General features: G+C 49.7%; 23 protein-coding genes. 9 read left to right on the top strand and 14 right to left on the bottom strand.

Annotated elements, in window-relative coordinates; translation table 11 throughout:
* Complete coding sequence (gene tal, locus CFREI_RS06935; protein ID WP_027012304.1) at positions 1–1,074, bottom strand: transaldolase; 1,074 nt, start codon at positions 1,072–1,074, stop codon at positions 1–3.
* Positions 1,075–1,100: 26 nt separating this feature from the next.
* Positions 1,101–3,188 carry a transketolase gene (gene tkt, locus CFREI_RS06930; protein ID WP_027012305.1) on the bottom strand — a complete coding sequence of 696 codons (2,088 nt, stop codon included), beginning with the start codon at positions 3,186–3,188 and terminating at the stop codon, positions 1,101–1,103.
* A gap of 195 nt (positions 3,189–3,383) precedes the next feature.
* Here tkt and CFREI_RS06925 point away from each other — a divergent pair, with 195 nt between their 5' ends.
* A complete protein-coding gene (locus CFREI_RS06925; protein WP_035111881.1) occupies positions 3,384–4,289 on the top strand; it encodes a heme o synthase in 906 nt (301 codons plus the stop codon).
* Here CFREI_RS06925 and CFREI_RS06920 read toward each other — a convergent pair.
* From CFREI_RS06920 to mptB, 5 genes are read right to left on the bottom strand one after another with little or no spacing between them, the layout of a single operon-like run.
* A complete protein-coding gene (locus tag CFREI_RS06920; protein WP_027012307.1) occupies positions 4,286–5,245 on the bottom strand; it encodes a quinone oxidoreductase family protein in 960 nt (319 codons plus the stop codon). The two genes, CFREI_RS06925 and CFREI_RS06920, sit on opposite strands and share 4 nt — an antisense overlap.
* Positions 5,246–5,266: 21 nt before the next feature.
* A complete protein-coding gene (locus CFREI_RS06915; RefSeq protein ID WP_051255859.1) occupies positions 5,267–6,214 on the bottom strand; it encodes a COX15/CtaA family protein in 948 nt (315 codons plus the stop codon).
* A gap of 31 nt (positions 6,215–6,245) precedes the next feature.
* Positions 6,246–6,989: an ABC transporter permease gene (locus tag CFREI_RS06910; protein ID WP_027012309.1), complete on the bottom strand. Its 744-nt coding sequence runs from the start codon at positions 6,987–6,989 to the stop codon at positions 6,246–6,248.
* A gap of 3 nt (positions 6,990–6,992) precedes the next feature.
* Positions 6,993–7,919 (bottom strand): ABC transporter ATP-binding protein, encoded by a 927-nt coding sequence (locus tag CFREI_RS06905; protein ID WP_027012310.1) that lies wholly within the window; start codon positions 7,917–7,919, stop codon positions 6,993–6,995.
* Positions 7,920–7,922: 3 nt separating this feature from the next.
* Positions 7,923–9,620 (bottom strand): polyprenol phosphomannose-dependent alpha 1,6 mannosyltransferase MptB, encoded by a 1,698-nt coding sequence (mptB, locus tag CFREI_RS06900; RefSeq protein ID WP_051255860.1) that lies wholly within the window; start codon positions 9,618–9,620, stop codon positions 7,923–7,925.
* 152 nt (positions 9,621–9,772) lie between these two features.
* Here mptB and CFREI_RS06895 point away from each other — a divergent pair, with 152 nt between their 5' ends.
* Genes CFREI_RS06895 through CFREI_RS06865 form a run of 7 tightly spaced genes read left to right on the top strand, consistent with a single transcriptional unit; the run spans position 9,773 to position 15,901 of the window.
* Entirely contained in the window at positions 9,773–10,411 is a 639-nt protein-coding gene (locus tag CFREI_RS06895; protein ID WP_084170719.1) for a helix-turn-helix transcriptional regulator, read from the top strand.
* Positions 10,408–11,844 carry a Fe-S cluster assembly protein SufB gene (sufB, locus tag CFREI_RS06890; RefSeq protein WP_027012313.1) on the top strand — a complete coding sequence of 479 codons (1,437 nt, stop codon included), beginning with the start codon at positions 10,408–10,410 and terminating at the stop codon, positions 11,842–11,844. Before CFREI_RS06895 ends, sufB begins: the two co-directional genes overlap by 4 nt.
* A complete protein-coding gene (sufD, locus tag CFREI_RS06885; protein WP_027012314.1) occupies positions 11,845–13,017 on the top strand; it encodes a Fe-S cluster assembly protein SufD in 1,173 nt (390 codons plus the stop codon).
* 15 nt (positions 13,018–13,032) lie between these two features.
* Positions 13,033–13,788, top strand: coding sequence for a Fe-S cluster assembly ATPase SufC (gene sufC / locus CFREI_RS06880; RefSeq protein ID WP_027012315.1), 756 nt, complete (start codon positions 13,033–13,035; stop codon positions 13,786–13,788).
* Positions 13,788–15,044 carry a cysteine desulfurase gene (locus tag CFREI_RS06875; RefSeq protein WP_027012316.1) on the top strand — a complete coding sequence of 419 codons (1,257 nt, stop codon included), beginning with the start codon at positions 13,788–13,790 and terminating at the stop codon, positions 15,042–15,044. The genes sufC and CFREI_RS06875 overlap by 1 nt, the downstream gene beginning before the upstream one ends.
* On the top strand, positions 15,045–15,491 hold the full coding sequence (gene sufU / locus CFREI_RS06870; protein ID WP_027012317.1) for a Fe-S cluster assembly sulfur transfer protein SufU: 447 nt from the start codon (positions 15,045–15,047) through the stop codon (positions 15,489–15,491).
* Positions 15,488–15,901 carry a metal-sulfur cluster assembly factor gene (locus CFREI_RS06865; protein ID WP_027012318.1) on the top strand — a complete coding sequence of 138 codons (414 nt, stop codon included), beginning with the start codon at positions 15,488–15,490 and terminating at the stop codon, positions 15,899–15,901. Before sufU ends, CFREI_RS06865 begins: the two co-directional genes overlap by 4 nt.
* 71 nt (positions 15,902–15,972) lie before the next feature.
* On the opposite strand, the gene CFREI_RS06860 is transcribed toward CFREI_RS06865, so the two are convergent.
* The 3 genes from CFREI_RS06860 to ald all read right to left on the bottom strand — a co-directional run bounded on the left by CFREI_RS06860 (position 15,973) and on the right by ald (position 18,848).
* Positions 15,973–16,752: a MerR family transcriptional regulator gene (locus CFREI_RS06860; RefSeq protein WP_051255862.1), complete on the bottom strand. Its 780-nt coding sequence runs from the start codon at positions 16,750–16,752 to the stop codon at positions 15,973–15,975.
* 69 nt (positions 16,753–16,821) lie between these two features.
* Positions 16,822–17,778 (bottom strand): lycopene cyclase family protein, encoded by a 957-nt coding sequence (locus CFREI_RS06855; RefSeq protein ID WP_027012319.1) that lies wholly within the window; start codon positions 17,776–17,778, stop codon positions 16,822–16,824.
* Positions 17,772–18,848 carry an alanine dehydrogenase gene (ald, locus tag CFREI_RS06850; RefSeq protein WP_027012320.1) on the bottom strand — a complete coding sequence of 359 codons (1,077 nt, stop codon included), beginning with the start codon at positions 18,846–18,848 and terminating at the stop codon, positions 17,772–17,774. Before ald ends, CFREI_RS06855 begins: the two co-directional genes overlap by 7 nt.
* Before the next feature lie 103 nt (positions 18,849–18,951).
* Between ald and CFREI_RS06845 the strand changes: the two genes are divergently transcribed.
* Complete coding sequence (locus CFREI_RS06845; RefSeq protein WP_027012321.1) at positions 18,952–20,583, top strand: ABC-F family ATP-binding cassette domain-containing protein; 1,632 nt, start codon at positions 18,952–18,954, stop codon at positions 20,581–20,583.
* On the opposite strand, the gene CFREI_RS06840 is transcribed toward CFREI_RS06845, so the two are convergent.
* The 4 genes from CFREI_RS06840 to CFREI_RS06825 all read right to left on the bottom strand — a co-directional run bounded on the left by CFREI_RS06840 (position 20,580) and on the right by CFREI_RS06825 (position 26,114).
* Positions 20,580–21,044: a DUF1707 SHOCT-like domain-containing protein gene (locus tag CFREI_RS06840; protein ID WP_051255863.1), complete on the bottom strand. Its 465-nt coding sequence runs from the start codon at positions 21,042–21,044 to the stop codon at positions 20,580–20,582. The genes CFREI_RS06845 and CFREI_RS06840 overlap by 4 nt on opposite strands.
* A gap of 709 nt (positions 21,045–21,753) precedes the next feature.
* Complete coding sequence (locus CFREI_RS06835) at positions 21,754–21,993, bottom strand: hypothetical protein (protein ID WP_420834531.1); 240 nt, start codon at positions 21,991–21,993, stop codon at positions 21,754–21,756.
* A 1,198-nt stretch (positions 21,994–23,191) separates the two neighbouring features.
* Positions 23,192–23,860 (bottom strand): response regulator transcription factor, encoded by a 669-nt coding sequence (locus CFREI_RS06830; RefSeq protein ID WP_027012323.1) that lies wholly within the window; start codon positions 23,858–23,860, stop codon positions 23,192–23,194.
* A 16-nt stretch (positions 23,861–23,876) separates the two neighbouring features.
* Positions 23,877–26,114: a DUF8320 family protein gene (locus CFREI_RS06825; protein ID WP_027012324.1), complete on the bottom strand. Its 2,238-nt coding sequence runs from the start codon at positions 26,112–26,114 to the stop codon at positions 23,877–23,879.

Below are 26,114 nucleotides of genomic sequence, written 5' to 3'. Positions count from 1 at the left end.
TTAGTTGGCGAGGCGTTCGCTAATGGAATCGAGGAGGTCTGTCCAGCTTGCAATAAACTTATCGACGCCCTCTTGCTCAAGCACCGCGAAAACATCGGCGAGATCAACACCAATGGTGTCGAGTGCAGCAAGTACCTCTTGGGCTTGTTCTCCAGCGCCGGTGAGCGTGTCACCATGGAGGCCACCTTGGGCCAACACGGCGTCGATAGTTGCCTCTGGCATGGTGTTTACAGTGTGCGGACCAGCAAGCTCCGTAACATACAATGTTGCAGGATAATCTGGGTTTTTTACACCGGTGGAAGCCCAGAGTGGACGCTGCACATGGTCCATGTCATCTTCGAACAATTCTTGGAATGCTGCGTAGGCAAGTTGTGCATTAGCTACACCTGCCTTTCCGCGCAATGCCAATGCTTCTGGGGTGCCAATAGCTTCAAGCCGAGCATCAACTTCAGAATCAAGGCGCGATACAAAGAACGAAGCAACCGAATGGATCTTTGAAGTGTCCAATCCGTTTTCCGCTGCGCGGGCCATACCTTCCCGGTATGCGGAGACAACCTCGCGGTACCGTGCAGTAGAGAAGATCAGTGTGACATTGACGCTAATACCTTCTGCCAGGACATCGGTAATAGCTGGCAGGGATTCGGTGGTTGCCGGAATCTTAATCATTACATTCGGACGATCCACACGCTTCCACAGTTCCTGTGCCTGCTCAACAGTGGCGGTACGGTCGAACGCAAAGCGGGGGTCAACTTCAATGGAGACCCGACCATCTTTACCATCGGTGGCATTGTAGATATCCATAAATGCGTCGCAAGCTCGCTGAACATCATCAATAGCCATAGCGTACACAGCGCGCTCTGCTTTTGCCCCTTCAGCTTTCAGCTGTGCAATTTGTGCGTCATAGGCGGTGCCTTTTGTCATGGCGGCGGCAAAAATCGCTGGGTTCGTTGTCACGCCAACTACGGCTTTGGTACGAATCACCTCCTCCAAATTGCCGGAGTCGAGGCGCTCGCGAGAAAGATCATCTAGCCAGCAAGAAGTGCCAATCTCTCGCAATTGTTCAAGGTGATTCATATGTTTAGCCCTTCTTATGTGGGAGGTTATACCGCAGCGAGGGAATCTCGTGCGGCAGCAACAACAGCATCCACCGTAATACCAAATTCGTCATAGAGCTTTTGGTATGGTGCCGAAGCGCCAAAATGCTCCAGGGAAACTGGGCGACCTGCGCTACCCAGCAATTGATACCAAGGCATTGCAATACCCGCTTCAACGGATACACGCGCCTGTACCTTAGAAGGCAAAACCGACTCAATATATTCCTGGTCTTGTTGTAAGAACCAATCCATGCAGGGCATGGACACAACTCGAGCATTAATACCTTCTTTGGCGAGGCGTTCGGCTGCTGCTACAGCTAGCTGAACCTCAGAACCGGTACCCATTAAAATAATATCAGGGTTTGTGGATCCTTCAACAAGTACGTATCCGCCGCGTGCAACGCCTTCGTCTGCCTTTTCTTTTGTGCCTTCCAAAACGGGAACATTTTGGCGGGTTAGTGCCAAACCTTTTGGACCGGCTTTGTGCTCCAGGGCAGCCTTCCATGCAGCAGCAGTTTCATTGGCATCAGCGGGACGCAGCATGGCCATATTCGGAATGGCTCGTAATGATGCCAATTGCTCTACAGGTTGGTGGGTGGGGCCGTCTTCGCCAAGTCCAATGGAGTCATGGGTCCACACATAGTAAGCATCTGTGCCCATAAGTGCCGCCAAGCGAACAGCAGGGCGCATATAATCCGAGAAAATCAGGAAGGTTCCGCCATATGGTCGGGTGCCACCATGCAAGGAAATACCATTGAGAATCGCGGCCATTGCATGCTCGCGGATACCAAAGTGGACATTGCGGCCATATGGTTCTGCAGTCCAGGTATCTGTGGTGATTTCTTTTGGCCCGAATGAAGGATCAGCCTTAATTACCGTATTGTTGGAACCTGCCAGGTCTGCGGAACCACCCCAAAGTTCTGGTAGGACCGCACCTAATGCCTGCAAAGTGGCCTCAGATGCTTTACGGGTAGCTACAGAATCACCAGCGTCCCATTGTGGGAGACCATCTGCATAGTTTTCTGGCAGTGCGCGGGCATGAATGCGCTGGAATAGTTCGTATTGTTCTGGGTGCTTCGCTGCCCAAGCATCAAACTTTTCTTGCCATGCAGCGTGCTTTTCAGCGCCTCGCTCGACTGCTTTTCGAGTGTGTGCAAGGAGCTCATCACTCATTGGAAAATCAATATTGGGGTCGAAGCCAAGTTCTTCTTTTGTGGCTGCAACTTCTTTTTCACCAAGGGCTGCACCGTGAACGCTACCTGTGTTCATCATTGTTGGAGCTGGGTAGCCAATAATGGTGCGCACTCGAATAAACGTTGGGCGTGGGTCGGCTTTTGCAGCTGCTACTGCCTCCTCAAATGCGGCAATGTTTTCGCCGCCGTCAATCTCCAGGACTTGCCAATCATAGGCGCGATAGCGTGCGCAAACATCTTCGGTAAAGGCGATGCCTGTGTCCTCTTCGATGGAAATACGGTTGTCATCCCAGAACACAATGAGATTGCCCAGCTGTTGGGTTCCGGCCAATGAACAGGCTTCTGCAGTAACACCTTCTTGTACATCACCATCAGAGCAAATCACATATACGTAGTGGTCGAATGGGGATTCGCCAGCAGGTGCGGCTGGGTCAAACAGGCCGCGTTCTTTACGGGCTGCCATTGCCATGCCCACTGCGGAGGCAAGACCTTGGCCGAGTGGTCCGGTTGTGATTTCCACGCCGTCGGTATGGCCGTATTCAGGGTGGCCTGGGGTTTTTGCACCCCAGGTGCGAAGCGTTTGAAGGTCTTCCATTTCCAGACCAAAACCTGCATAGAACAGCTGAATATACTGCGTCAATGACGAGTGGCCACAGGACAAAACAAAGCGGTCACGTCCAACCCAGTGTGGGTCCTTCGGGTCGATATTCATAACCCGTTGGAACAGCGTGTAGGCCAAAGGCGCGAGGCTCATCGCGGTTCCCGGGTGGCCCGATCCGCATTTTTGCACGGCGTCTGCGGCGAGGATGCGGGCGGTATCAACAGCGAGCGTGTCCAAGTCCTCCCAATCGGCGGGGTAGGAGCGGGTGGTTAAAGCTTGGAGTTCGGGCGACAAAGTCACGATGGTCATCCTTGCGTTGGATAAATAATCTGTTCGATACGTTGCCACGGGGGCACCGTCGGTCGATCACAATTCTAACGGGCCAAGTCAATTGGTGCCGGATTGGGCGATCTACCTCTAGGGGGATACCATAAGTCAGTTGCGTATTCTTAATACGTATTCCCTTAAATGAAATCTGTGCTGGAGGATAATCCCTTGGAGACGATCAAGGCCTACATCGCGCTGACGAAACCAAGGGTCATCGAATTACTATTGGTGGCCACGATTCCAGCGATGCTTCAGGCCGATCGCGGTGAAAACCATATTGGTTTGATCCTATTAACCCTTATTGGTGGTTGGATGGGCGCCGCCGCCGCAAATACATTCAATATGGTTGCGGATTCCGATATTGATAAAGTAATGAAGCGCACTGAGCGCAGGCCGTTGGCGAAAAAAACGGTGTCAGATGGACAAGCCACGGTGTTTGCTTGGATTTTGACCGTTGTGAGCTTTTTATGGCTGTGGTTGCTATGCCACTCATTGCTGGCGGCCATGTTTGTAATGATAACCATCGCTTTTTATATTTTTGTATACACAAAATGGTTAAAGCGAAGCACGCCACAAAATGTTGTGTGGGGCGGCGCTGCTGGATGTATGCCAGTGATGGTCGGTTGGGCTGTTATTACCGATAATGCGGATGTGCCATCACATTGGTGGCAGGCCATTGTGTTGTTCTTAGTGATTTTCTTTTGGACTCCGCCACATACATGGGCATTGGCCATGCGCTATCGGGAAGACTACGAGGCTGCAGGTGTGCCAATGATGCCTGTGGTGCGTAAACCTGCGCAGGTAACTGCCCAAATCGTGTGGTACACGGTGGCTACCGTAGCAACTACATTGGCTTTGGTACCAGCTGCTGGTTGGGTATATGCGGTAACCGCAACAGCTGCTGGTATTTGGTTTTTAGCAGCGGCAATTCATCTTCATATTGCGGTGAAAAACGGTGCAGAAGTAAAACCAATGCGACTGTTCTTCCTATCCAATAACTACCTTTCAGTGGTGTTTGTAGCCCTGTCCGTAGATGCCGTGCTCGGGCTGCAAACGATTATGGAGCTGCTTTAAATCTCTAATACGATTGAGCCCATGGTGCGGCGAGCTTCCAGGTCGCGGTGGGCTTGTGCGGCGTCGGCAAGCGAATACACGCCGCCAATGGTGATATTCAGCGTGCCGTCAACAACAGCTTGTGTTACTGCCTGGGCGCGCTTTGCAAATTCGCCTTCTTGGGAAGTCCATGCGCCGATAGATGGGCGGGTAAGGAAAATAGAGCCGTGGGTATTCAAAAGTTGGGGGTCGAACGGTTCTACAGGACCCGAAGCTGCGCCGAACAAACATACGATTCCGCGAGGGCGAACGGCTTCGAGTGATTCCATAAACGTTGCTTTGCCCACCCCGTCATACACAACATCAACCCCAATGCCGCCATTAAACCGACGGACTTGTTCGGCAAGGTTATCGGAATACCGAAACACTTCATAGGCGCCTGCGGCCCGCGCTGCAGCCTCTTTTTCATCAGAAGAGACCACGCTGTATACGCGCGCGCCCTTGGCGGAAGCCATTTGTGTTGCCATAAGTCCAACACCGCCGGCGCCAGCGGTAATCAGGCATGTATCACCGGCGCCGAGCTCTGCCACGCCATCGGTGAGATAGTGAGCGGTAATGCCCTGCAGTAGCATTGATGCCGCCTCATGCGGGTTAATGCCCTGAGGTACGGCAACAATACGATCCCTGGGAACACATACTTGTTCGGCATATGAGCCGAAGCCATCACACCAGGCTACGAGCGTACCTGGGGAAAATTCATCCTGAGGATCGAAAAGGATTCTGCCGGTACCCTCTAAGCCTGGAATAAACGGAGTAGCTGCGTGATAAATGCCTTCTCGATAGTACGTATCAATAAAATTTACGCCTGCGACATTGACCTCAACCAATAACTCATTATGAGTTGGTGCAGGAGGATCAATATCTACAAGTTGAAGAACTTCTGGGCCGCCAGTTTGGGCAATTTGAATTGCTTGCATACTTGCCCATGGTAATTGGTATTAGCGGGTTGCCGCCGCAATTTTTGCGTCACCATTGGCAGAACCGGTTAAGGTTTCCACCTGTGTACGCGTTTGATGTTGTGCGTACAACATGCCGGTAAATGCACATACAACACCGGAAAGACCAACATGGACAGGCACAGTCCAACGGGGCACACCCCAGTTGTATTGGATAATTCCTATGGCAGCTTGTAACACGATAAAACCAATAAGAATCCACCCTAGTTTCCGAGCTTTAATGCTCGCTTGTACGGTTAGCAATGCAACCACAAGGCCAAATGTAAGGCCTAAATACAAATACATCGAGTGGGCGTGCAAATGTGCTATTTCTGCGATATCAACTTGCAAACGGCCCTGCATACCAATACCTTCATCGCCGGAGTGTGGTCCAGCGCCGGTAACCATTGTTCCTGTAGCAAGCACGATTGCCAATGTGGCACCAGAACCGGCCGCTAGCCATTTCAGTGGTTCGGGATATACCTGCACGATTACACCCTCATCGGGTTCTTGAATCCGCACTAATAAAATTGCCGCAAGCCATACCAAAATCATCGATGGCAAAAAGTGCAATGCAACTGCCCACCATTGCAGATCTAAAAGCACTGATATGCCGCCGATAATTGCTTGAATAATAATTCCAATTCCCTGGGCAAAGGCATGGATAATAATTTCTTTGCGCCGTTGTGCCATCCACACTGAGGAAAAGACCGCAAGAGCCAATGCAACCAGCACAAACGTTAAAAGCCTATTACCAAATTCAATTGCTTGGTGAATCCACGGTGCTGCACCAGCAACTGGAACCAGTGAGCCCTCATGGCATGTAGGCCATGTTGGGCATCCCAGGCCTGAACCGGTTACTCGAACAATTGATCCGGTTACGGTAATTCCGGCTTGGGCGATAAGCAGTAATAACGCTAGGATCCACTGCGTCCGAAGACGTGGAAACATAGGAGGCTTCGGTGTACTCACAACGGATAGTTTAGGCGGTAAAGCGGAAGAAACGCGATGCGCCTAACGCTCCCACGAGTAACCAGACAAAAAGCACCCCAAGTTCAAGGGTGGGGAATTGACCAGCAAATGATTGTGAAAGTCCTTGAGCTAAGGCTACAGAAGGCACCCACTCCAAGCCGCTGCCTCCGCGAAGCATAATATAGCTGGCGGTTCCTAGCAGGATAAACCAAATTAGATTAGCCAAGGCAAGCACGAGTTCTGAACCAAGTGTTCCGCCGCATAGAAGGCCTAGTGATGCGAATGCTGCAACACCAAAAAATAATGTAATTGCGGCTGGAATCAGTCCAGTGGCAGGCATGGACCAACCGAGCAAAATGGCGGTAATGGTAAGCAGCACGGTTTGTAGTATTACTACGGCGAGAACGGCAATTATTTTGCCCCAAATAATCGTCCATGGGGGGACTCCGGATGCGCCGATTCGCTTCAGTGCCCCATATCGTCGGTCAAAGGCCACCCCGATTGCCTGTCCAGTAAACCCTGCACTCATTGTTGCAATTGCCAAAGTAAGCGGAAATACTTTTGTTACCGCATTATCAATAAGGGGAACCAAGGATAGTGCAATCAGCATGGTCAATGGAATAACCAAACTTAAAAGTTGTTGCTCGCCATGGCGTAAAAACAATAATGATTCGATACGAGCCTGCGAAAGAATCATTTTTCGCATTGGGGCCCGGCCGGTATCGGGGGCAAACATTCCATTCGGGAAGTTCATTAGTTATGTCCTCATTTCACGGCCGGTAATATCCAAAAATACATCCTCTAAACTGCGTCGATCCACATCAAGAGAATGAATAAGAATGTTTTGTTCTAAGGCAGTGTGAGTCAGTGTGTGCATGAGTTCAGGCGTAGGGGTGGCATCGATGCGGTAGGAAAGCGGGCGCACAACCTGCAGTGTTACGCCGAAGGGAGCGAGTGCGGCTTCAACAAGCGCAATATCAAAGTCTGAGGTTGTTTCGATCATTATCGACGACCGCCCCACCTGCGAAGTCAACTCCATAGGGGTGCCACAGGCTACTGTTTTACCTTTGTCAATAATCATGACTTGATCGGCAAGAGCCTCGGCCTCATCCATAACATGTGTGGTGAGGACAACAGTGACACCATCACGCCGTAAACAACGAATCAACTCCCAAACAGCTAGCCGCGATTGTGCATCAAGGCCTGCGGTTGGTTCATCTAAAAACACCAGTTCAGGGCGACCAACTAAAGCACAAGCTAGGGAAAGACGTTGCTGCTGCCCACCGGAAAGCCTGCGATAAGAGGTCCGCAAATGACGTTGTAACCCAACAAGATCAAGTAACCAATCTATATCCATTGGGTTATTGCTATATGAAGCAACAAGCTGCAGCATTTCCCGCACCCGAATCCCCGGATACGCCCCGCCTCCTTGCAACATAATGCCAATGCGGCGTCGTACTGCAACAGGATCCCGAATGGGGTCCAACCCCAATACGCGAATCACACCAGAGTTAGGTTTTTGAAAGCCCTCGCACATTTCAATGGTCGTTGTCTTGCCTGCACCATTTGGTCCTAATAGGGCGAACACACTTGCCTGAGGAACCCGCAAGGAAAGCGAATCAACAGCAACATTGGGGCCAAAAGTTTTGACCACATCAATAAGCTCGAGGGAGTGATTAGTCACGGCTTACAAGTGTACGCGGCGACGAAGAAACAGCCACAATACCGCTAATGCAGCCACAAAACACAACAACGATGTCAGATAAATAGACACGACCGTACCTGGCTGTAATGCTAAACCTCGTGGCAATACAAAGAAGCTCATTAATGAGCAATACACCATTGCTGGTGTGCGAAATAATTTACGGTTTGCCCAAGCTGCCAATGGCACAATTGCCCACAAAACATACCAAGGATGCACAACTGGAAACAGCACGACCAGCACTAATGTAGCAACACCTAAACCACCGACCGGGTGGATCGTACCGCGGAACGTAGCAAAAAGCATACGGACCATAAAACTGGCCGCAACCACCATGCCAATGCCACGTGTGACCAAAAGAATCGCATCGGTATGATCTCCAAGACCCAGGTACATGCCCAATGACCCGCTGGCAACACCAATATCAGTAGTGATAGACATCCAGCTTCGGATTTTTGCGGCACCACCTTGTCCGGTCACCCAACCAAGCCCAATGCCGGTAACCAATGTCACCGCGATAATTGTGGCAAAAAGCACCAAACACTGAATTGCTACGGCCGTAGCAATTGCCCGTACTGCGGGCCAACGCCGATAATGCAAGCCGCGAGCAAGGGCCATTCCAATAAACCCTAATGCCAAAAAACCTGTTACTTTTACCAATCCCGCGCAGGAAATACACACACCACTGGACACCAATAAGACGGTGGCTTTTCTGGAATATCCCAAAATGGAAATCCAATCCACCGCACGCAGGCCAAGTTCCAGGCCGACCATAGTAAATCCGAGCATAATTGCTTCATTATGAATCCCGCCGACCAAATGCAATAGCGTCAATGGGTTAAGCAACCCTAGCCATAATGCGGCCTGAACATTAACGTCACAGCGGCGGGCGAGCTTTGCCAAAGACCAGCCAACTGCCGTTAAACCCAAAATGGATAATGCTCGATGGGCAAATACCCCCCATACAATGGAATCTTGCGTTAACCAACTGACTGCTGCCGCCAAACCCAAAGCCACCGGCCCATATGGGGATGGGGAATGCGACCAAATATAGGGCACAGAACGAGCAAGCACATTATCGGGGCTAAGTAAATCTACCGGCCCCGCCGAATATGGATCTAATCCTTGCACCACTATGGAACCCTGCGCCAAATACGAATAAATGTCCTGGGTAAATAATGGTGCTGTAAACAATAGTGGGGCGGTCCAGGCTATAAATGTTCGCCTTAGCATGGAAACCGAAACGCTTTTTGAAGTGCCGATTCCCACAAATGGCGCCATAAGTACCCATGCGACAACAAAAAATCCGACACCAACCAAAACCACAACTGAAGAAGTTTGCAGCATCCGTCCCATAATCGAGCCGCCGGGAAACTCTGTGTAAGGGTTATCGATTACCGGGAGGGCACCCGCGCCAAGGGCACCCAAACCAAGCATGAGTGTGCCTACGGTTCCTAACCATCGAAGCGCGGCAAACCGGCTGATTTCCGCAAAGGACAGTGAATCTTTACGGCTCACAGGTAGCAGATCCATGCCGCTAGCCACGGTAATTACGCGAGAACGAGCAAACTCAACGTCTTGCGGTGCTTGCCCTTCATGCAGAGACGCTGATCTGGAACCAGCGGTGCCGAGACGGGGGAGTTCCGCCAAAAGTGCCTTAAAGATTCCAAACACATAAGACATCCTACGCAAGGCAACTTGCACCATTGGAATGAATTAGGGAACATAAGTGTTGTCAAATACTGAATCAGCCAAGCGAATGATGACTATTGAAGGAGGTGCCCAAAGTGGTGGAAACAACCCGATCTACTGAAGGTGATACTCGACGGCAGATTATGTTATCCCTGCTTGAGCGCGGTCCGGAAAGTGCTTCGGACCTTGGTGATCAGCTCGGCATTTCAGCCGCTGGTGTACGTAGACACCTGGACATTTTAGTGGAGGAAGGTCTCGCAGAAATCGCTCCCGCTCGTGGAATTCAACAACGAGGTAGGGGTAGGCCTGCAAAAGCCTTTCGACTTACTGATAAAGGCCGTGCACAATTCGGGCATGGTTATGATGCTCTTGCAACTTTAGCTTTGGAAGCCTTAAGGGAAACCGGAGGTGACGCTGCAGTTCGAGAGTTTGCGCGCAAACGCATTTCCGCCATTGTCGAGGGTATTAGCCCCGCTCAAGTCAATGAAGAATCCATAGAGGCCACAGCCCGAGCCCTTGTGGAAGCATTTGCCGCTCATGGTTACGCCGCAACCGTACATAGTGCGGGCGGTGGCGTGCAGATCTGTCAACATCACTGCCCAATTTCACATGTGGCATCCGCCTTCCCGGAATTGTGTGAAGCAGAACGCCAAGTGATTGCAGAACTTCTGGGCCAACATGTGCAACCTTTGGCTTCCATTCCTGGAGGTCACGGTATTTGCACCACGAATATTCCTTTGACCCCCATACAACATTCTCCTGATGAAAGGAGCGGTACATGACGCAGGCGATTGATCAAACCGCCCCACGTACTGATGAAGAAATCATCGAATCCATCGGTGCCTATAGCTACGGCTGGCATGATTCAGATGCTGCAGGTGCAGCCGCAAAACGAGGCTTAAATAAAGACGTTGTAGCCGATATTTCCGCAAAAAAGGATGAGCCAGAATGGATGCTGCAAACGCGTCTTAAGGCACTCGAAATTTTTGAAAAGAAGCCATTGCCTACATGGGGCGCAGACCTTACTGGCATTGATTTTGATAATATTAAATACTTCGTGCGCTCCACAGAGCGTCAAGCCACCACCTGGGAAGAACTCCCAGAGGATATTAAAAACACCTACGATAAACTTGGTATCCCAGAAGCGGAAAAGCAGCGCCTTGTTGCTGGTGTAGCCGCACAATATGAATCTGAAGTGGTCTATCACCAGATCCGAGAAGATTTGGAAGCCAAAGGCGTGATCTTCCTTGATACCGATACCGCGCTAAAGGAACACCCCGATCTATTCCGTGAGTACTTTGGCACCGTTATCCCAGCTGGTGATAATAAATTCTCCGCACTTAATACCGCCGTATGGTCCGGGGGGTCGTTTATTTATGTACCTAAGGGTGTCCATGTGGATATCCCATTACAGGCGTATTTCCGCATTAATACGGAAAATATGGGCCAGTTTGAGCGCACCCTGATTATTGTCGATGAAGACGCATATGTGCACTATGTTGAGGGCTGTACTGCGCCGATCTATAAGTCCGATTCTTTGCACTCCGCAGTTGTAGAAATCATTGTGAAAAAAGGTGGCCGTTGCCGCTATACCACCATTCAAAACTGGTCTAACAATGTGTATAACTTGGTGACCAAACGCACGAAGTGCGAAGAAGGCGCAACTATGGAATGGGTGGACGGCAATATTGGTTCCAAGGTCACTATGAAGTACCCAGCGGTATGGTTGACCGGACCTCATGCGAAAGGCGAAGTGCTTTCCGTAGCTTTTGCTGGTGAAGGCCAATTCCAGGACACTGGTGCGAAAATGGTGCACCTTGCTCCTTATACTTCTTCAAATATTGTGTCGAAGTCTGTTGCTCGTGGCGGTGGCCGCGCGGCATATCGTGGCTTGGTGCAGATTAATGCAAATGCGCATCACTCAACCTCGAATGTTGAGTGTGATGCATTGCTTGTAGATAATATTTCCCGTTCGGATACCTATCCTTATAATGACATCCGCAATGATCATGTTTCCCTTGGTCATGAGGCTACGGTTTCTCAGGTTTCGGAAGATCAGTTGTTCTATCTAATGAGCCGTGGTGTCGCCGAGGATGAGGCAATGGCAATGATTGTGCGCGGTTTCGTAGAGCCGATTGCCAAAGAGCTTCCTATGGAATACGCACTCGAACTAAACCGCCTGATCGAATTGCAGATGGAAGGATCGGTGGGCTAGATGACTGCCCCTGTAAAAAACGCGACCTACCACAATAACAAGGGTGACCTTTTCACCTCATTTGATGTCGCTGATTTTGATATTCCAAAAGGACGCGATGAGGTTTGGCGTTTTGTGCCATTGCGACGTTTGCGCGGCTTGCATGACGGTACTTTCGCCCCAGCAGTTACTCCAGATGTTCAAATCGACGTTCCCACGAATGCTCAGGGTGTTTCTGTAGAACGAGTGTTGCGTGACGACGCCCGCCTGGGTCGGGCGGGTGCGCCGGTTGACCGTGTTGCGGCGCAGGCATGGTCAGCCATGGAGGGCGGCTATGTAGTGAAGTTTGCTAAGGGCTCGGTTAATACTGAACCTGTAACCATCACTGTTACCGGTAAAGGTCTTGATGTGACCTCTTTTGGGGCCTTGGTCATTGAGGTTGAGCAAGATGCTGAAGCAATGGTGAACCTGCATTTTGTTGGTTCAGGGACTCATGCCGATAACCATGAATATTTGGTAGGCGATAATGCCCGATTGACCGTGGTAGTCCATGAAGATTGGGAAAATGATGCAGTGCATCTTGCTGGTGAGCGTGCGCTATTAGGCCGGGATTCAGTTTTCCGCCACAATGTAGCGTGCTTTGGTGGTGGCGTTGTTCGTTTGGTGCCACAGGTAAAGTTTGCAGCCCCTGGTGGGGATGCAGAGCTTCTCGGTGTGTATTTCGCAGATGATGGACAATTCTTTGAGCAGCGTCTTTTGGTAGACCACGCTGTACCTAATTGCCGTTCGAATGTGCTGTATAAAGGTGCATTGCAAGGCGATCCCACGAGTGATTTGCCAGATGCGCGTACTTCCTGGGTTGGTGATGTACTTATTCGCTCGAATGCGCAAGGTACTGACACCTATGAGGCGAACCGTAACTTAGTGCTTACTGAAGGTGCTCGGGCTGATGCGGTTCCAAACCTTGAAATCGAAACCGGTGAGATTACGGGTGCTGGTCACGCCGCTACCGTTGGCCGTTTTGATGATGAACAAGTGTTTTACTTGCTATCCCGTGGCATTACCCGCGATCAAGCTCGCCGCCTTATCGTGCGCGGCTTTTTCTCCGAGGTTATTAACCGAATCCCTGTTCCTGCAGTACGCGAAGAGCTTGAAGGCCGCATCGCTGCTGAGCTGGACAATATTGAACTCTAAAACAAGGAAAACTTCATGAGCACTCTGGAAATCCGCAATCTTTCTGCCCAGGTTCGTCCCTCCGATGAGTCTGCAGAACCAAAAGAAATTCTTAAAGGTGTGAATCTGACGATTCATTCTGGTGAAACCCATGCGATTATGGGGCCAAACGGTTCTGGTAAATCGACTCTTTCTTATACGCTGGCAGGCCATCCTAAGTACGAAGTCACCGGTGGTGAAGTCCTCCTGGACGGTGAAAATATCCTTGAAATGGATGTTGATGAGCGCGCACGTGCCGGTCTGTTTTTAGCAATGCAGTACCCAGTTGAGGTTCCTGGCGTTTCAATGTCGAACTTCTTGCGCACCGCTGCTACTGCTGTGCGTGGTGAGGCACCAAAGCTACGTGAATGGGTAAAAGAAGTTCGTGCGGCGCAAGAAGAACTCGCAATCGATAAAGCGTTTTCGGAACGTAGTGTGAATGAAGGTTTCTCCGGTGGCGAGAAAAAGCGCCATGAGGTGCTTCAGCTTGGTCTGCTTCATCCTAAATTTGCCGTGCTTGATGAAACTGATTCAGGCCTCGATGTTGATGCGCTGCGTGTAGTTTCCAAGGGTATTAATGCATATAAAGAACGTCATAACGGTGGCATTTTAATGATTACCCACTACAAGCGAATTCTGGAGCATGTAAAACCAGATTTTGTTCACGTGTTTGCGGATGGCAAGATCGTTGCCTCCGGTGGTCCAGAACTCGCCGATGAACTCGAAGAGCACGGATACGACCGCTTTCTGTGATGAGCAATTTTGTGCATAATGATGGAACACTTCGCAGTGAAGCTATTCGCGCGGAGTTTCCAATTCTTTCGCGCCTGGTTCGTGGTGATATGCCATTGGCATACCTTGACTCAGGCGCGACGTCGCAACGCCCATTGCGCGTATGGCGCGCCGAAGAAAATTTTGTACTGAATACATTTGCTCCAGTGCACCGCGGCGCGTATTCCCTGGCAGAAGAAGCCACGGACGCTTACGAAAATGCGCGTGCGAATATCGCTGCTTTTGTCGGTGCAGATACTGATGAAATTGTATTTACTAAAAACGCAACTGAATCACTGAACCTCTTTGCGTATGTGCTTGGCGATGACCGCATTGGCATTGTTTCCGAAGGTGACACGGTTGTGGTAACAGAGTTGGAACACCACGCAAATCTGGTTCCGTGGCAAGAATTATGCCGGCGCACTGGGGCGAATCTGCGGTGGTATCGCGCCACCGAAGATGGGCGGATTGACCTGGATTCCCTGGAACTGGATAGCACCGTTAAAGTTGTTGCAGTCACCCACCAATCGAATGTAACCGGTGCTATTACTGATGTTGCGGAAATCGTGCGGCGTGCCCGAAGTGTCGGGGCATTAACTGTTCTGGATGCATGCCAATCCGTGCCACATATGCCAGTGGATTTCCATAGACTTCAGGTAGATTTCGCCGCGTTTTCTGGCCATAAAATGTTGGGTCCATCAGGCGTGGGTGTGGCGTATATACGCAACGAACTCCTACAAACCCTGCCGCCATTTCTTACTGGTGGTTCCATGATCGAGCTAGTGCATATGGATCATGCAACCTATGCACCACCGCCACAACGATTTGAAGCTGGTACCCAAATGACTAGTCAAGTTGTAGGCCTAGGGGCAGCGGTTGATTTCCTCACCGAGATTGGTATGGAACGCATTGCGCAGCATGAACACATGCTTACTCAATATGGTCTTGAGCAACTTCAAACGGTGCCTGGATTACGTATTGTGGGTCCAACTGATATGCAGGATCGTGGTAGTGCAATGAGTTTTGTGGTTGATGGGATTCATCCACATGATCTAGGGCAAGTACTTGATGAACATGGTGTGGCGATTCGTGTGGGACATCATTGCGCCTGGCCGATTCACCGGAGTTTAAAAGTGCAGTCCACTGCCCGGGCATCTGTGTATTTGTATAACACCAAGGAAGAAATTGATCGTCTTGTTGTTGCAATACATGCAGCCCGAAAATTCTTTGGAGTATAAGTGAAACTTGAGCAGATGTATCAAGAAGTAATTCTTGACCACTACCGTCACCCACAGCATCGTGGGTTGCGTGAACCCTATGATGCTGAAGTTCACCATGTAAACACCTCGTGTGGGGATGAACTTACACTTCGTGTTCGACTTTCCACAGATGGCACCACTGTGGAAGATGTGTCCTATGAAGCGGAAGGTTGTTCTATTAGTCAGGCGGCGACATCGGTAATGGCCGAAGAAATCGTCGGTTGCTCGGTGTCAGAGGCAATGGCAAAATTGGCTGAATTTGAAAAAATGATTACCAGTCGCGGTAAAGAACAAGGCGATGAGGATATTATCGGCGACGGTATTGCGTTTTCTGGTGTAGCCCAATACCCAGCACGGGTGAAGTGTGCCCTCCTAGGTTGGAAAGCGTTTCAAGCGGCCACGGCTGAAGCATTGGAGAAAAAATGACAAACGAACATGATTTGCCCGAAGAACTTGACCGTATTTCGGAAAGCTCCCAGGAACCAGAAATTCCAGTCCGCCCCAAACAGAGTGATGCGGATCTTGCATTGGCATCCGATGTAGAAGAGTATTTACGCGACGTTATCGACCCAGAATTGGGCATTAATGTTGTAGACCTGGGTTTGGTATACGATATCTGGATTGAAAACGGCACTGAAGCTGTGGTCAATATGACGTTAACGTCACCAGCATGTCCACTTACCGATGTTTTAGAAGACCAAGCCCACAGCGCGGTCGTTGGTTCTGGAACCGCCACAAAACTCACCTTGAACTGGGTCTGGTTGCCACCATGGGGGCCGCATATGATTACCGAGGACGGTCGTGAGCAATTGCGTGCCTTAGGTTTTTCGGTATAGCTATAAAGCAACCCAAAGGGCGGTACGCGCACATATACATACCGTAATGGGTGTGTACCGCCTTTCGCGTTTTAGGAATATTCCTCAATGATTGCAATGACTTCCATTTGATCGTTGTTCACTAAACGGTGATGGAATTCCTCTTGCTCAATGCCGTGCTCGTCTAAATACTTAACCAGCGAATAGTTACATGGGTGGGGAAGTGGTCCACCAGGTAAATCCTCCAAAGCTGGATAGTCTCCTACACCCGTAACTACAAATGCTTCTCGACGCCGCGGTAAGGTTCCGCATTGCATTGTGGTTTCGCTAGGAAGTTCGGATACCGGATAGCAGGTTCGAGCTTGGATACGGGTATCGGAGTGGGGTGAAAACCACTGCCATGGTTCACCACAAATCAAACGTTGGGTAGCTGCATCTGGTGACGAATTCAAAACACTGCACTGAGATTCAAGCTCAGCGGGAGTGTTGGTGAGGTCAAGAACCGTAGAAAACGCTACCCAGTGGAGTTGTTCTACCGTGCGCGTTTGCACCTGAAAATTAGGTTTTTCCCATGTTTTGGCTACGGCAAGAGCGCGATCTTCCAAAGCGCGACGTTGTTGAAGTTCCTTTTCGTGTTTGGCAAGTATCTCTTGGCGAGCCGCTGGCTGAAGAGCATTTCGAGTCTGTTCAATAGACAAGCCACTTGCGCGCAGTACGCGAATAAGATCTGCTGATTCGAGTTGCGTAGGTGAATACCACCGATACCCATTGAGTGGATCAATTTCGGCTGGTAGTAGCCCACATTGATCGTAAAAGCGAAGGGCTTTAATACTAAGCCCTGAAACCAATGAAAATTGTCCAATTTTCAACATGGAGTCCTCCTTTGCTGTGCTTTCCGGATGAGTATGAGCCATCCTCTAACAGGAGGGTCAAATCGCTTTTTATCCAGATTTGAGCAGTGCGGCAATACTGTGTCTACGCAGCCAAGGAGCCTGGTAAAACAATGTCCACATTCCGCGAAGAGTGCCGGGAAGGTCACCAAGTTGCAGGAACCTTCGAAGGGTTTCATCTGGGAGACGAAAAACTTCCGCAAAGAAGCGTTCTTGGTCAATGGTAAGGAGCAGTGCTTGACTACGCCGCAAAAGCCACTGCTCAATCCGCCAACTTAGGCGTTTCCAAGGGTATATTCCAGAAAGAACATCATCGATATACCGCCAGGCGGTGCCAATTGAATATCCAGTAACCGGGTTAAGCATGCCTGCTCGCACGCCAAACGGAATAGCCGGACCGGAATACCGGGGGATGCGCATGGAAAATAGCACCCGATCACTGGTTGGTGTAGGCAGCATGGATTCCAGTTCGCTCCATGGCTGTGGGGCCTTTGTAATGAGGATTGTGCGTTCTATAAGCCATTGGTTATGGATCGGTATGGCATAGGTAAATGTTGTGCCATGTATATCCATCCACCACGGTTCGCTATGTTCTACTAAACAGCCAGCGGCTTGTTGAAAGGGGCCAGATTTTTCTTGGTAGCCGCGGGCGTCTACCACCATGCGTGCAGTATGTGTGTGGCGGGCCCGGACGGTGTGGGCGTCGATAATTTCTGCAGATTCCCTAAGAATGGGGAAGGTGGAGAGTTGCTTACGGAATGCGGGGGCATCAATAATTGCGTAGTCCCGCGGTAAAGTTCGCGAAAACCCTTTAGAACGCACCTTCGGTTGACACTGCCCGGCTATAGGAACATTGAGCCAATCGGGAACTTCATCAACCCAAAAACCGATCGTATGGTCCCATTCAGGTTTTGGGTCAAATCCTAAAACCTGCCAGCCATATGTTTGGGCTCGGTGTGCTAACGCTAGCCCCGCCGGGCCCAAACCAACAACAATAAGATCTAGCACAATGCTTGTCGCACACCTTGGTGTAAAATTTCGCCACGCCTAATATTTACACCTGCCGCCAGATGTGGGTTAGCAGCGATGGCTTCTTCAGTACCCAATTCCGCCAGTTGCCGAACAAATGGCAATGTTTCAGCAGCGAGTGCCTTGGTGGCAGTCACCTGCGCCGAACCAGGCATATTAGTCACGCAATACATTGTCACATGATCAGCCACATATGTTGGCTCACTATGGCTGGTAGGTTTGGAAAGCTCCGTACAACCACCCTGGTCGATGGCAATATCAACGATAACGGCGCCTTGCGGCATTGCCTGGATATGTTCCTTTGAGATCACAATTGGGGCTTTTGCACCAGGAACGAGCACCGAACCAATAACCAAATGGGAACGGCTTAACGCCTCCGCAATCGCAGCAGGTGAAGAACTTACACAATGAACCCGGTTCTGGTAGCGTTCCATAAACCGCCGGAGCGTACTGGTATTAATATCAATCACTGTTACTTGTGCGCCAAGCCCCACCGCAACATCCACGGCCTGGGCACCAGAAGTGCCACCGCCAACCACCGTCACATGAATTGGGGCAACCCCACCAATGCCCCCAAGCAGTACACCAGGACCTCCCGCCGGATTGGTTAATAGGTATGCGCCAATTTGCACACTAAGACGGCCGGCAATTTCACTCATTGGGGTGAGCAGAGGCAGGCCACCGTGTGCGTCTGTCACGGTTTCAAATGCAATGGCAGTGGTTCCAGCATCCATAAGTGCTTGAGCCAATTCTGGCTCGGCAGCAAGGTGAAGATAACAAAATAGTGTGAGATCGTTACGTAAAAAGCCGTACTCGGATGGAATTGGTTCTTTCACCTTTACTACGAGGTCACAAGCCCACGCATCAGCAGCGGAACCAAGCTGTGCTCCCGCAGCGGTGTAATCGGCGTCTTGAAAACCAGAACCTACACCCGCGCCGCGCTCAATAACAAGGGTGTGCCCTAATTCAACTAGTGAATGTACACCATCAGGTGTTATACCTACTCGTTTCTCATGGTCTTTTTGCTCTCGAGGCACACCGATACGCATACATTCTCCTTACATAGTGTATTTGCATCAAAAGCATAAGCGTGGTTGTGGGCCAGTGCCAGTTTTATTACAAATTTGTTGATGACCGCTAGTATGAGTGTTCGTGATTGTGACGGAAGACTTTGAAGTTCGCGTAGGTGCCCGCACGCTCCTTTTTGCCCCAGGACAGCACCTGCGCGTCCAACCAGGTGATCGCATTGGGCTTGTGGGCCGAAATGGTGCCGGAAAAACCACAACTATGCGAATCTTGGCTGGTGAAACTGAACCCTATGGAGGAAAAGTCATCCGCTCTGGTGAAATAGGGTATCTACCGCAAGACTCCCGTGAAGGCAATATCGAGCAAACAGCACGGGACCGAGTACTTTCTGCCCGCGGGCTCGACCGCATTATGGCGTCAATGGAACGCCAACAAGAAATCATGGAAACAACCTCCGATGATAGGAAACGCAATGCGGCGATACAGAAGTATTCACGTTTAGAAGAGCAGTATCATCAATTAGGTGGATATGAGGCGGCCTCCGAAGCCGCACGTATTTGTGATTCCCTTGGACTGCCCGCTAGAGTGCTCGACCAGCCGCTGAAAACCCTGTCCGGCGGGCAACGACGCCGCGTAGAACTCGCCCAAATCCTTTTCGCGGCATCCAATGGCTCCGGTAAATCAACAGTCACATTACTGCTGGACGAACCCACCAACCACCTGGATTCTGACTCCATTACCTGGTTACGTGAATTTTTAGCCAAACACGATGGTGGGCTTGTAATGATTTCACACGATGTTGAGCTTCTCGACGCCGTGTGCAATAAGATTTGGTTTTTAGACGCAGTGCGTGCCGAAGCCGACGTATATAATATGGGATGGAAAAAATACCTTGACGCTCGCGCACTCGATGAAGCGCGCCGACGCCGCGAACGAGCAAACGCTGAGAAAAAAGCCGCAGCACTCAAACAACAAGCAGCCAGACTCGGCGCCAAAGCGACTAAAGCCGCTGCCGCAAAGCAAATGCTTGCTCGAGCAGAAAAAATGGTTACCAAGCTCGACGATATTCGTCAATCAGATAAGGTCGCTCATATTTCCTTCCCGGAACCCGCGCCATGTGGCAAAACTCCACTCAACGCAAGTGGACTTACAAAAATGTATGGGTCGCTTGAAGTGTTCGCTGGAGTTGACCTGGCCATTGATAAAGGCTCACGGGTTGTAGTTCTTGGATTTAATGGTGCCGGAAAAACTACATTACTTAAACTCCTCGCCGGAGTAGAACGCACAGATGGGGAAGGGGGCATTGTCTCAGGACATGGCTTGAAAATTGGATACTTTGCCCAAGAACACGACACTATTAATCCAGAAAAAAGCGTCTGGCAAAACACCATTGAGGCGTGCCCGGATGCTGGGGAACAAGACCTTCGATCCCTACTAGGTGCATTTATGTTTTCTGGCGAGCAGCTACAGCAACCGGCAGGAACACTATCTGGTGGTGAAAAAACTCGGTTGGCATTGGCAGCACTAGTGTCTTCCCGTGCAAATGTACTCCTACTTGATGAGCCCACTAATAACCTCGACCCCGTATCCCGCGAACAAGTTCTTGATGCACTACGAACCTACAAGGGTGCTGTGGTTTTGGTAACGCACGATCCCGGTGCGGTGACCGCATTAAACCCCGAGCGAGTCATTGTATTGCCAGACGGCGTAGAAGACCTTTGGAATGATGAATATATGGAATTGGTTGAACTGGCTTAAGTGTTTAGCTCTTTGCGTTTGGATTGTTCAAGGAGTTTTTCTTCTTCCTCGGAAATGCCCATAAATTCATCTAAAGCCCAATGTAAGACCCCTGCGATTGGGAAGACCACCCAAAACCATGGAATTCGCAGAATAAACAGTGAGACAAAAAAGATCACCAGCGTGGTAGCCCATACGCCGACCATCATCTTTTCAAAATACTTTTTGCGGCGTTCGATTTCTGCGATTGAAGAGCCACCAGTAAAGCTATTTGGCAGCGGGCTTGGAGAATGCTCAGCTAACGTGGCCGGAAGATCACGAAATAGTGGGTACAGATCGCCACGCGTCGTGGCTTTAACTACGGCAGCTGCACGTTCATCAAATTCCTGAAGTGTTAGACGCCCATCCGATAGGTGCTGACGCAGCGCCTCAAAAGCATCGTCTCGCTCCTTATCACTGAGCCTAATGTCTGGATCTCCCATAGGCTCATTCTAATACCGTTATGGAGTAAATGTTATCCCTAGTGAATGGGTGAAGTAACGTGGCGGAGGTGACACAAAGCCCACACGATTGTAGGTAACGGGGGTAGTTTTGGACTGCGTTTATTTGTGTGCTTGTGGTGAGCTGGGATTTGGCTGGGCCTAGTTCAGGGCTGGTTAGGTGGTGTTTGGTCTTTTCTGGCGCTGGTCGGTCTTTTGGAGGTCCGGTTGGGCGCTGGTTGGGCGTGTTGTCACAGATTCCATTTTTTCGGCGGATTTTATGGAATCTGCGACACGATAGGTAGGGAACCTGTCACAAATTCCATTTTTTTCACATTTTTCACTGTTTTTATGGAATCTGCGACAAACCCCAGGTCAACAGTTGTGCGCAATGTTGGTTGCTGTCACAAATTCCATTTTTTCAGGCGATTTTATGGAATCCGTGACACTCAGTATGAAAATATCACTAGTTTGATAGGGTGCGCCTATCAAGCACCCTGGAAGCCGACCAAACCCCTGTAAACCACTGGAAAACCAGCTGCCCCACCCGAAAACCCTTTAACTTACGTTCACACATCTAGCAGCCGGCACTAACAAGTCGATGGTCCCAAAAATCAGCTAATTCAGGCGTATTCAAACCAACCCGCCATCCCAAAACGCCATGGAGCAAGGATCAGCCTAGCTTTCGGGAGAGGCATAAGTCCAAAGCTTGTTACTTTCCGGCTCCTGGCACTGGAGAACCAGGACGGTTTGCATGCCATTGCTTTACTCCGTCGGCGTCCCACACTCGAAGGTTTTCAAAACGTGCGGCAGCAGCAGGGGCTTGTCCTCGAGAAACATAAGAAGTAAACGTATCTCGGGCAATTCCAAGAAATTTTGCACACTGGTGGGCAGTCCAATATTCACGGCCAGTGGCTTTATCAATAATGGCGAGTTTCATGAGTCGGCTCATCTCCTCGATGATGGACATGGAACATGGAGCGGCGCTTTTTCTAGAATTAAAAAATCCGATCCAAAAGGAAAAATTTCAAATGAAAATCAAGATTCCTTTCTTTGTTCCAAAGCCAACTTGAATTGTTGGCGCATTGTCGAGCAGTTCTTATTGACGAATTCGAGCAGCAAACTTTCCTCCTCGCTGCATAGACCGATCATCTTTCGTGCCACCACTGGATGAGCCACCGAACTACCTCAAAGGAACCATGACCGCTGGGGCTGTATGGTGCAAAGCAGTATCAAGATATCGATATACCTTCCGACGATATTGACCAAGGAATTTTCACGATTGGTAACGCCTAGAACCTTGGGGCTGCAAAACTTCGGCTCGCCTCCGTAAAGATCACCTTGTGAGGGTAAAAACAAAAATCGAGAAACGATATGCCCCTAGTTTAGGGGGTATAAAATTGAGGGCATTCCGTTAACTCTGTTTACGGATCAGCATGGGTGACACTATTCAGTTGTCCTGAACTTTATTCTAGACCTTCGAAATGTAACCTCCTAAAATAGCAATACCGTAATCCTGTGTATGGATTAAGCGGGCACTATCTATCACTTATTGTTGCGCTCTAAAAGTATCGTTAACAAACGTCCCAAAAACATCGTACCGAAAATGGCGGAGTAGACAATCTAAAATGAGTGGGGATGTCACACCGGCAAAGTATTTCCTCATATGTATTTCGTGGAAAATACCTCATATGTTGACTGCTTGTAGTGCAAGAACTCCTTTCATTTTTACCTATCACTTGATATGACAGCGCTTTCACTGTCGTGTACTTGAAGAATTATGAAGAGAATCCTCCGCCCAATGGGTGGATCATAGTTTTGAACCATTGCAGTAACGTGTGGAGGATATATAAACGGTAGTTCGGTATTTGGTTTTTCATTTATGTCATATTCTCCACGATAACATTGTCAAAGAGTCTTGCCGAGTATTTCATGACGCAACTATTGTAGGTGTCAAAATTGTGGCTTATCTCAAATCTCCTAAATTTCGAAAATGTTTATCGAAATTGTTCGTGGATTTCTCAACCAAGTTGTTATATACGCAAGAAAAATAATGCAATGAACATCGTGTGTCGGCGGAAAGGTGAAAGAAAACGGCCTCCGTGTGCGTATCTAGTACAAACGGAAACCGTGATAGATTGTGGGCAAAATTATGAGTGCGGATCGGTAGGTCCGGGCAGCCAACCATCTTCCAGGGCGCGCTGATAGAGCTCAATCTTTGTGGAAGCGGCCCGATTTGCCAGCGCATATTTCAGGCGGATCCTGGTGAGGTAATCATTTACTGTTTCTTGTGATAATCCTGTTAATGATGCGACTCGTTTGGCTGGTTCTCCGGATCCGTAGAGTTCAAGAACCTCTCGCTGACGATCTGAAAGTTGGACTGCATCAAGGAGTGGATCTGAGTCGATTGCAGAGGCCCACTCTGCGGTATGCACATCGTAACCATCAGCTGCAAGTCGTATTGCTTCGATAACTTTTTCAGGATCTGTAGTTTTGGGAATCATTCCCAGCACCTGAGCATGGCTTGCGTCACGTACAAGATACGGACTTTCCAGCGAGGAGAATACTAAAACATGTCGTGTAATACACTTCAGTGCTTCAACATTTGCGGCTGGTTTTGAGCCATCGGATAGGCGAAGATCAAGTAACACGAGATCGAGCATTTCGCCGGGAGGCAACTTCTCTACCAGCTCTTGAACAGTAGCAGCAGTCGCGACAAGCTGAATATCTTCTACACCAGAAGTGAGACTTGCCAACCCTCTAAGGGAAAGAGCGTGATCGTCGATGGCTGCAATTCGTCGGACCATTGATAAACTCATGTAATCAACGCTACCCCTACTCGGCGACGGAAGTATGAAAGCGCAGTTCATTTCCATAATGGTCAAACCGTCTAATTCCATTTGGGTCGCTAATAGTTGCGAACCAGCGGCGTCCGGGAGGGCTAATCCGTACCGTAATTGTGCCTTGATCTGTGAGCGCGATGCTCTCGACGGCCGCGCGAGTAATGCGAGTCAATGCAAGTTTATGCTTTGCCTCTAAAACAGGGTTTTCCCTGGTAGAAAAGTCATCAAGTAAACGGACTTCTACACCTCGTTGGCGGGCATCCCAAACATTGGCGTGCAGTGTTGCATCATCGAGAAGCGGAGCGCGCAATGTGTCCCGAATACGAGCTTCAGTCAGTACGGCACGGCGTTGTAACGATGGGGTTACTTTTTGCAAAACCTGAACTGATTCGAAGATTGGGCGGACTTGGTCTTCCACCCAACGGTATCGTCCCTTGCGTAATGCCTCATTTGCCATAGCCTCCGCGGTGTGCGCGGCGGCGCGGCGCCTGTGCTCTCTTGCTCGCGGCAGACGTTGCACAAAGAAATGAACACAGAAGCGAACAATAAGTGCGATAAGCACTAGTAATGAACGCTGCAAAAGCATGTAGCCCGTAATAGCCTCAGCACCAGAAAGCTGGAGTTCATGTTCGATCTGCAAAAACGCTGCACACAGCATAAGCGTGCTGAGTGCGATTATGATTCGTCCACGTAGCACCAACAAACTCACGGTAAATGCGGCAAAATTTAAAACCCAATAATCCTGCCACATTCCTGTAGTGGTAATGTCCTGATGCCGCTCAAAAGCAACAAGGCTCATAATTCCGGCAGCTACAACTAAGGCCCGTGGAACAGAAATTGTTGGTTCTCCAGGGATAAATAATATTGCTAGCGTAATACAAGCAACGATCGCGGCGCTAAAAACAACTATTTGGTTTTGTGCATTTACAGAAAGTACAACGAATTCAATAACAATTACTAGCACAACAAATGTCGGTAGCGAGAATAATAAATTAATACCAAGAATTTGGGCAATCGGACTATCATCCTCGGCGCCTAAATTGAGCGCTAATGGGGAGGTATCAGTCCAGCTTAAAGTGTATCGCAACCCCTTATTCGGTTCGGTTTCCATAGTGGCTTCGCCGCCTTCAAGGTTTCTAATGCGACCTAATACGGAAACCTGAATACCGGCTCTTCGCGGATCTAAAGTGTCGGGGTCCATGCCCACACCATCATCCCCGTACTCCACGGTAAAACCGTGTGGGAATACTTTGACTTTGCACCAAGAATCCACATCTTCACCTGCGTGTTGGCGGGTATTTAATGACGCTTCCGCCACGGCCATGGCCATTGCAGTAGCAACTTCTCCAGGGACCATTACAAAATCAAGATTTGTTTTCGATTCCACAGAAAAGGCACAGTTCGGGTTATGAGATACCTGCCGCTGTAGCTCGGTAATTAAGGTCCTCATGGAGGTTTCATTGGCAGAGTCGGTCAGGGTGAGAAGGGCTTCGGTAGAAAGTTTGGTTGGAACGATTCCCTTGGCAATGCCGTTAAGGGTGGAAAGTATTCGGTCGTGGACCAAACCTGAAAAGGCTAGTAATGATTTCGAGCGTGCAGTGATTTCAGCGGCCCGCGCCTCTTCGCGAGCGGCCTTTGCTTCGGTGGCGTCGATAATTTTCGACGCCGCGACTGAGCCCCCGGCTAGCAGTACAAAGGGGAATGAGTTTGCTAAGGCAAATCCAACCTCGGCAACGAGTTCGAGACCAGAGACACGTCCGGCCAACACTGCACTGGATAATGCTCCGCAACCTACCAGGGCAACAAAGGTTTGTATGCCAATACGTAAGGGAACCGTCATGGCAAATGTTGTTGCAGCAACACCGGTAAAAGATGTTACAGACATGACAGCTGCAGGATTTCGAACGTGCTCGGAATGGAATAAAATACTCAAGAGCAATCCTGCTGCTACGGCAACATAAACTCCTCTCAAACATCGTATAAGCCATATTTGGCGTCCACAGATGGTCGATAGAATCAAGCCAAGTTCTGCTACAACATATAAACCAAAAGCAATAAATTGCGCTTCGGTATCCACCAAATTCGGACGATCATCGACGAGTATTTGCCAAAGCCAAAAAGGCCATAAAATCGCCGCCGCAGCAGCGCCAGTGCGCTGTGCTAACACCTCTGTAGAAGTAGCATCACTATGAAAAAACAGGGGAGTGCGCCATTTCGCTTTAGGCCACAT

The organism is Corynebacterium freiburgense, assembly GCF_030408815.1.
Taxonomy (GTDB): Bacteria; Actinomycetota; Actinomycetes; order Mycobacteriales; family Mycobacteriaceae; genus Corynebacterium; species Corynebacterium freiburgense.
Note: the sequence above shows the minus strand (reverse complement) of the source record. Positions and strands in the feature narration are given on the sequence as shown.

What these genes read in the sequence shown, in the direction of transcription:
- tal (WP_027012304.1), bottom strand. Translation starts at nt 1,074, where the DNA reads ATGAATCACCTTGAACAATTGCGAGAGATTGGCACTTCTTGCTGGCTA.
- CFREI_RS06920 (WP_027012307.1), bottom strand. Translation starts at nt 5,245, where the DNA reads ATGCAAGCAATTCAAATTGCCCAAACTGGCGGCCCAGAAGTTCTTCAA.
- CFREI_RS06915 (WP_051255859.1), bottom strand. Translation starts at nt 6,214, where the DNA reads ATGTTTCCACGTCTTCGGACGCAGTGGATCCTAGCGTTATTACTGCTT.
- CFREI_RS06910 (WP_027012309.1), bottom strand. Translation starts at nt 6,989, where the DNA reads ATGAACTTCCCGAATGGAATGTTTGCCCCCGATACCGGCCGGGCCCCA.
- mptB (WP_051255860.1), bottom strand. Translation starts at nt 9,620, where the DNA reads ATGTCTTATGTGTTTGGAATCTTTAAGGCACTTTTGGCGGAACTCCCC.
- CFREI_RS06895 (WP_084170719.1), top strand. Translation starts at nt 9,773, where the DNA reads ATGTTATCCCTGCTTGAGCGCGGTCCGGAAAGTGCTTCGGACCTTGGT.
- sufB (WP_027012313.1), top strand. Translation starts at nt 10,408, where the DNA reads ATGACGCAGGCGATTGATCAAACCGCCCCACGTACTGATGAAGAAATC.
- sufD (WP_027012314.1), top strand. Translation starts at nt 11,845, where the DNA reads ATGACTGCCCCTGTAAAAAACGCGACCTACCACAATAACAAGGGTGAC.
- sufC (WP_027012315.1), top strand. Translation starts at nt 13,033, where the DNA reads ATGAGCACTCTGGAAATCCGCAATCTTTCTGCCCAGGTTCGTCCCTCC.
- CFREI_RS06875 (WP_027012316.1), top strand. Translation starts at nt 13,788, where the DNA reads ATGAGCAATTTTGTGCATAATGATGGAACACTTCGCAGTGAAGCTATT.
- CFREI_RS06865 (WP_027012318.1), top strand. Translation starts at nt 15,488, where the DNA reads ATGACAAACGAACATGATTTGCCCGAAGAACTTGACCGTATTTCGGAA.
- CFREI_RS06860 (WP_051255862.1), bottom strand. Translation starts at nt 16,752, where the DNA reads ATGTTGAAAATTGGACAATTTTCATTGGTTTCAGGGCTTAGTATTAAA.
- ald (WP_027012320.1), bottom strand. Translation starts at nt 18,848, where the DNA reads ATGCGTATCGGTGTGCCTCGAGAGCAAAAAGACCATGAGAAACGAGTA.
- CFREI_RS06840 (WP_051255863.1), bottom strand. Translation starts at nt 21,044, where the DNA reads ATGGGAGATCCAGACATTAGGCTCAGTGATAAGGAGCGAGACGATGCT.
- CFREI_RS06835 (WP_420834531.1), bottom strand. Translation starts at nt 21,993, where the DNA reads ATGAGCCGACTCATGAAACTCGCCATTATTGATAAAGCCACTGGCCGT.
- CFREI_RS06830 (WP_027012323.1), bottom strand. Translation starts at nt 23,860, where the DNA reads ATGAGTTTATCAATGGTCCGACGAATTGCAGCCATCGACGATCACGCT.
- CFREI_RS06825 (WP_027012324.1), bottom strand. Translation starts at nt 26,114, where the DNA reads ATGTGGCCTAAAGCGAAATGGCGCACTCCCCTGTTTTTTCATAGTGAT.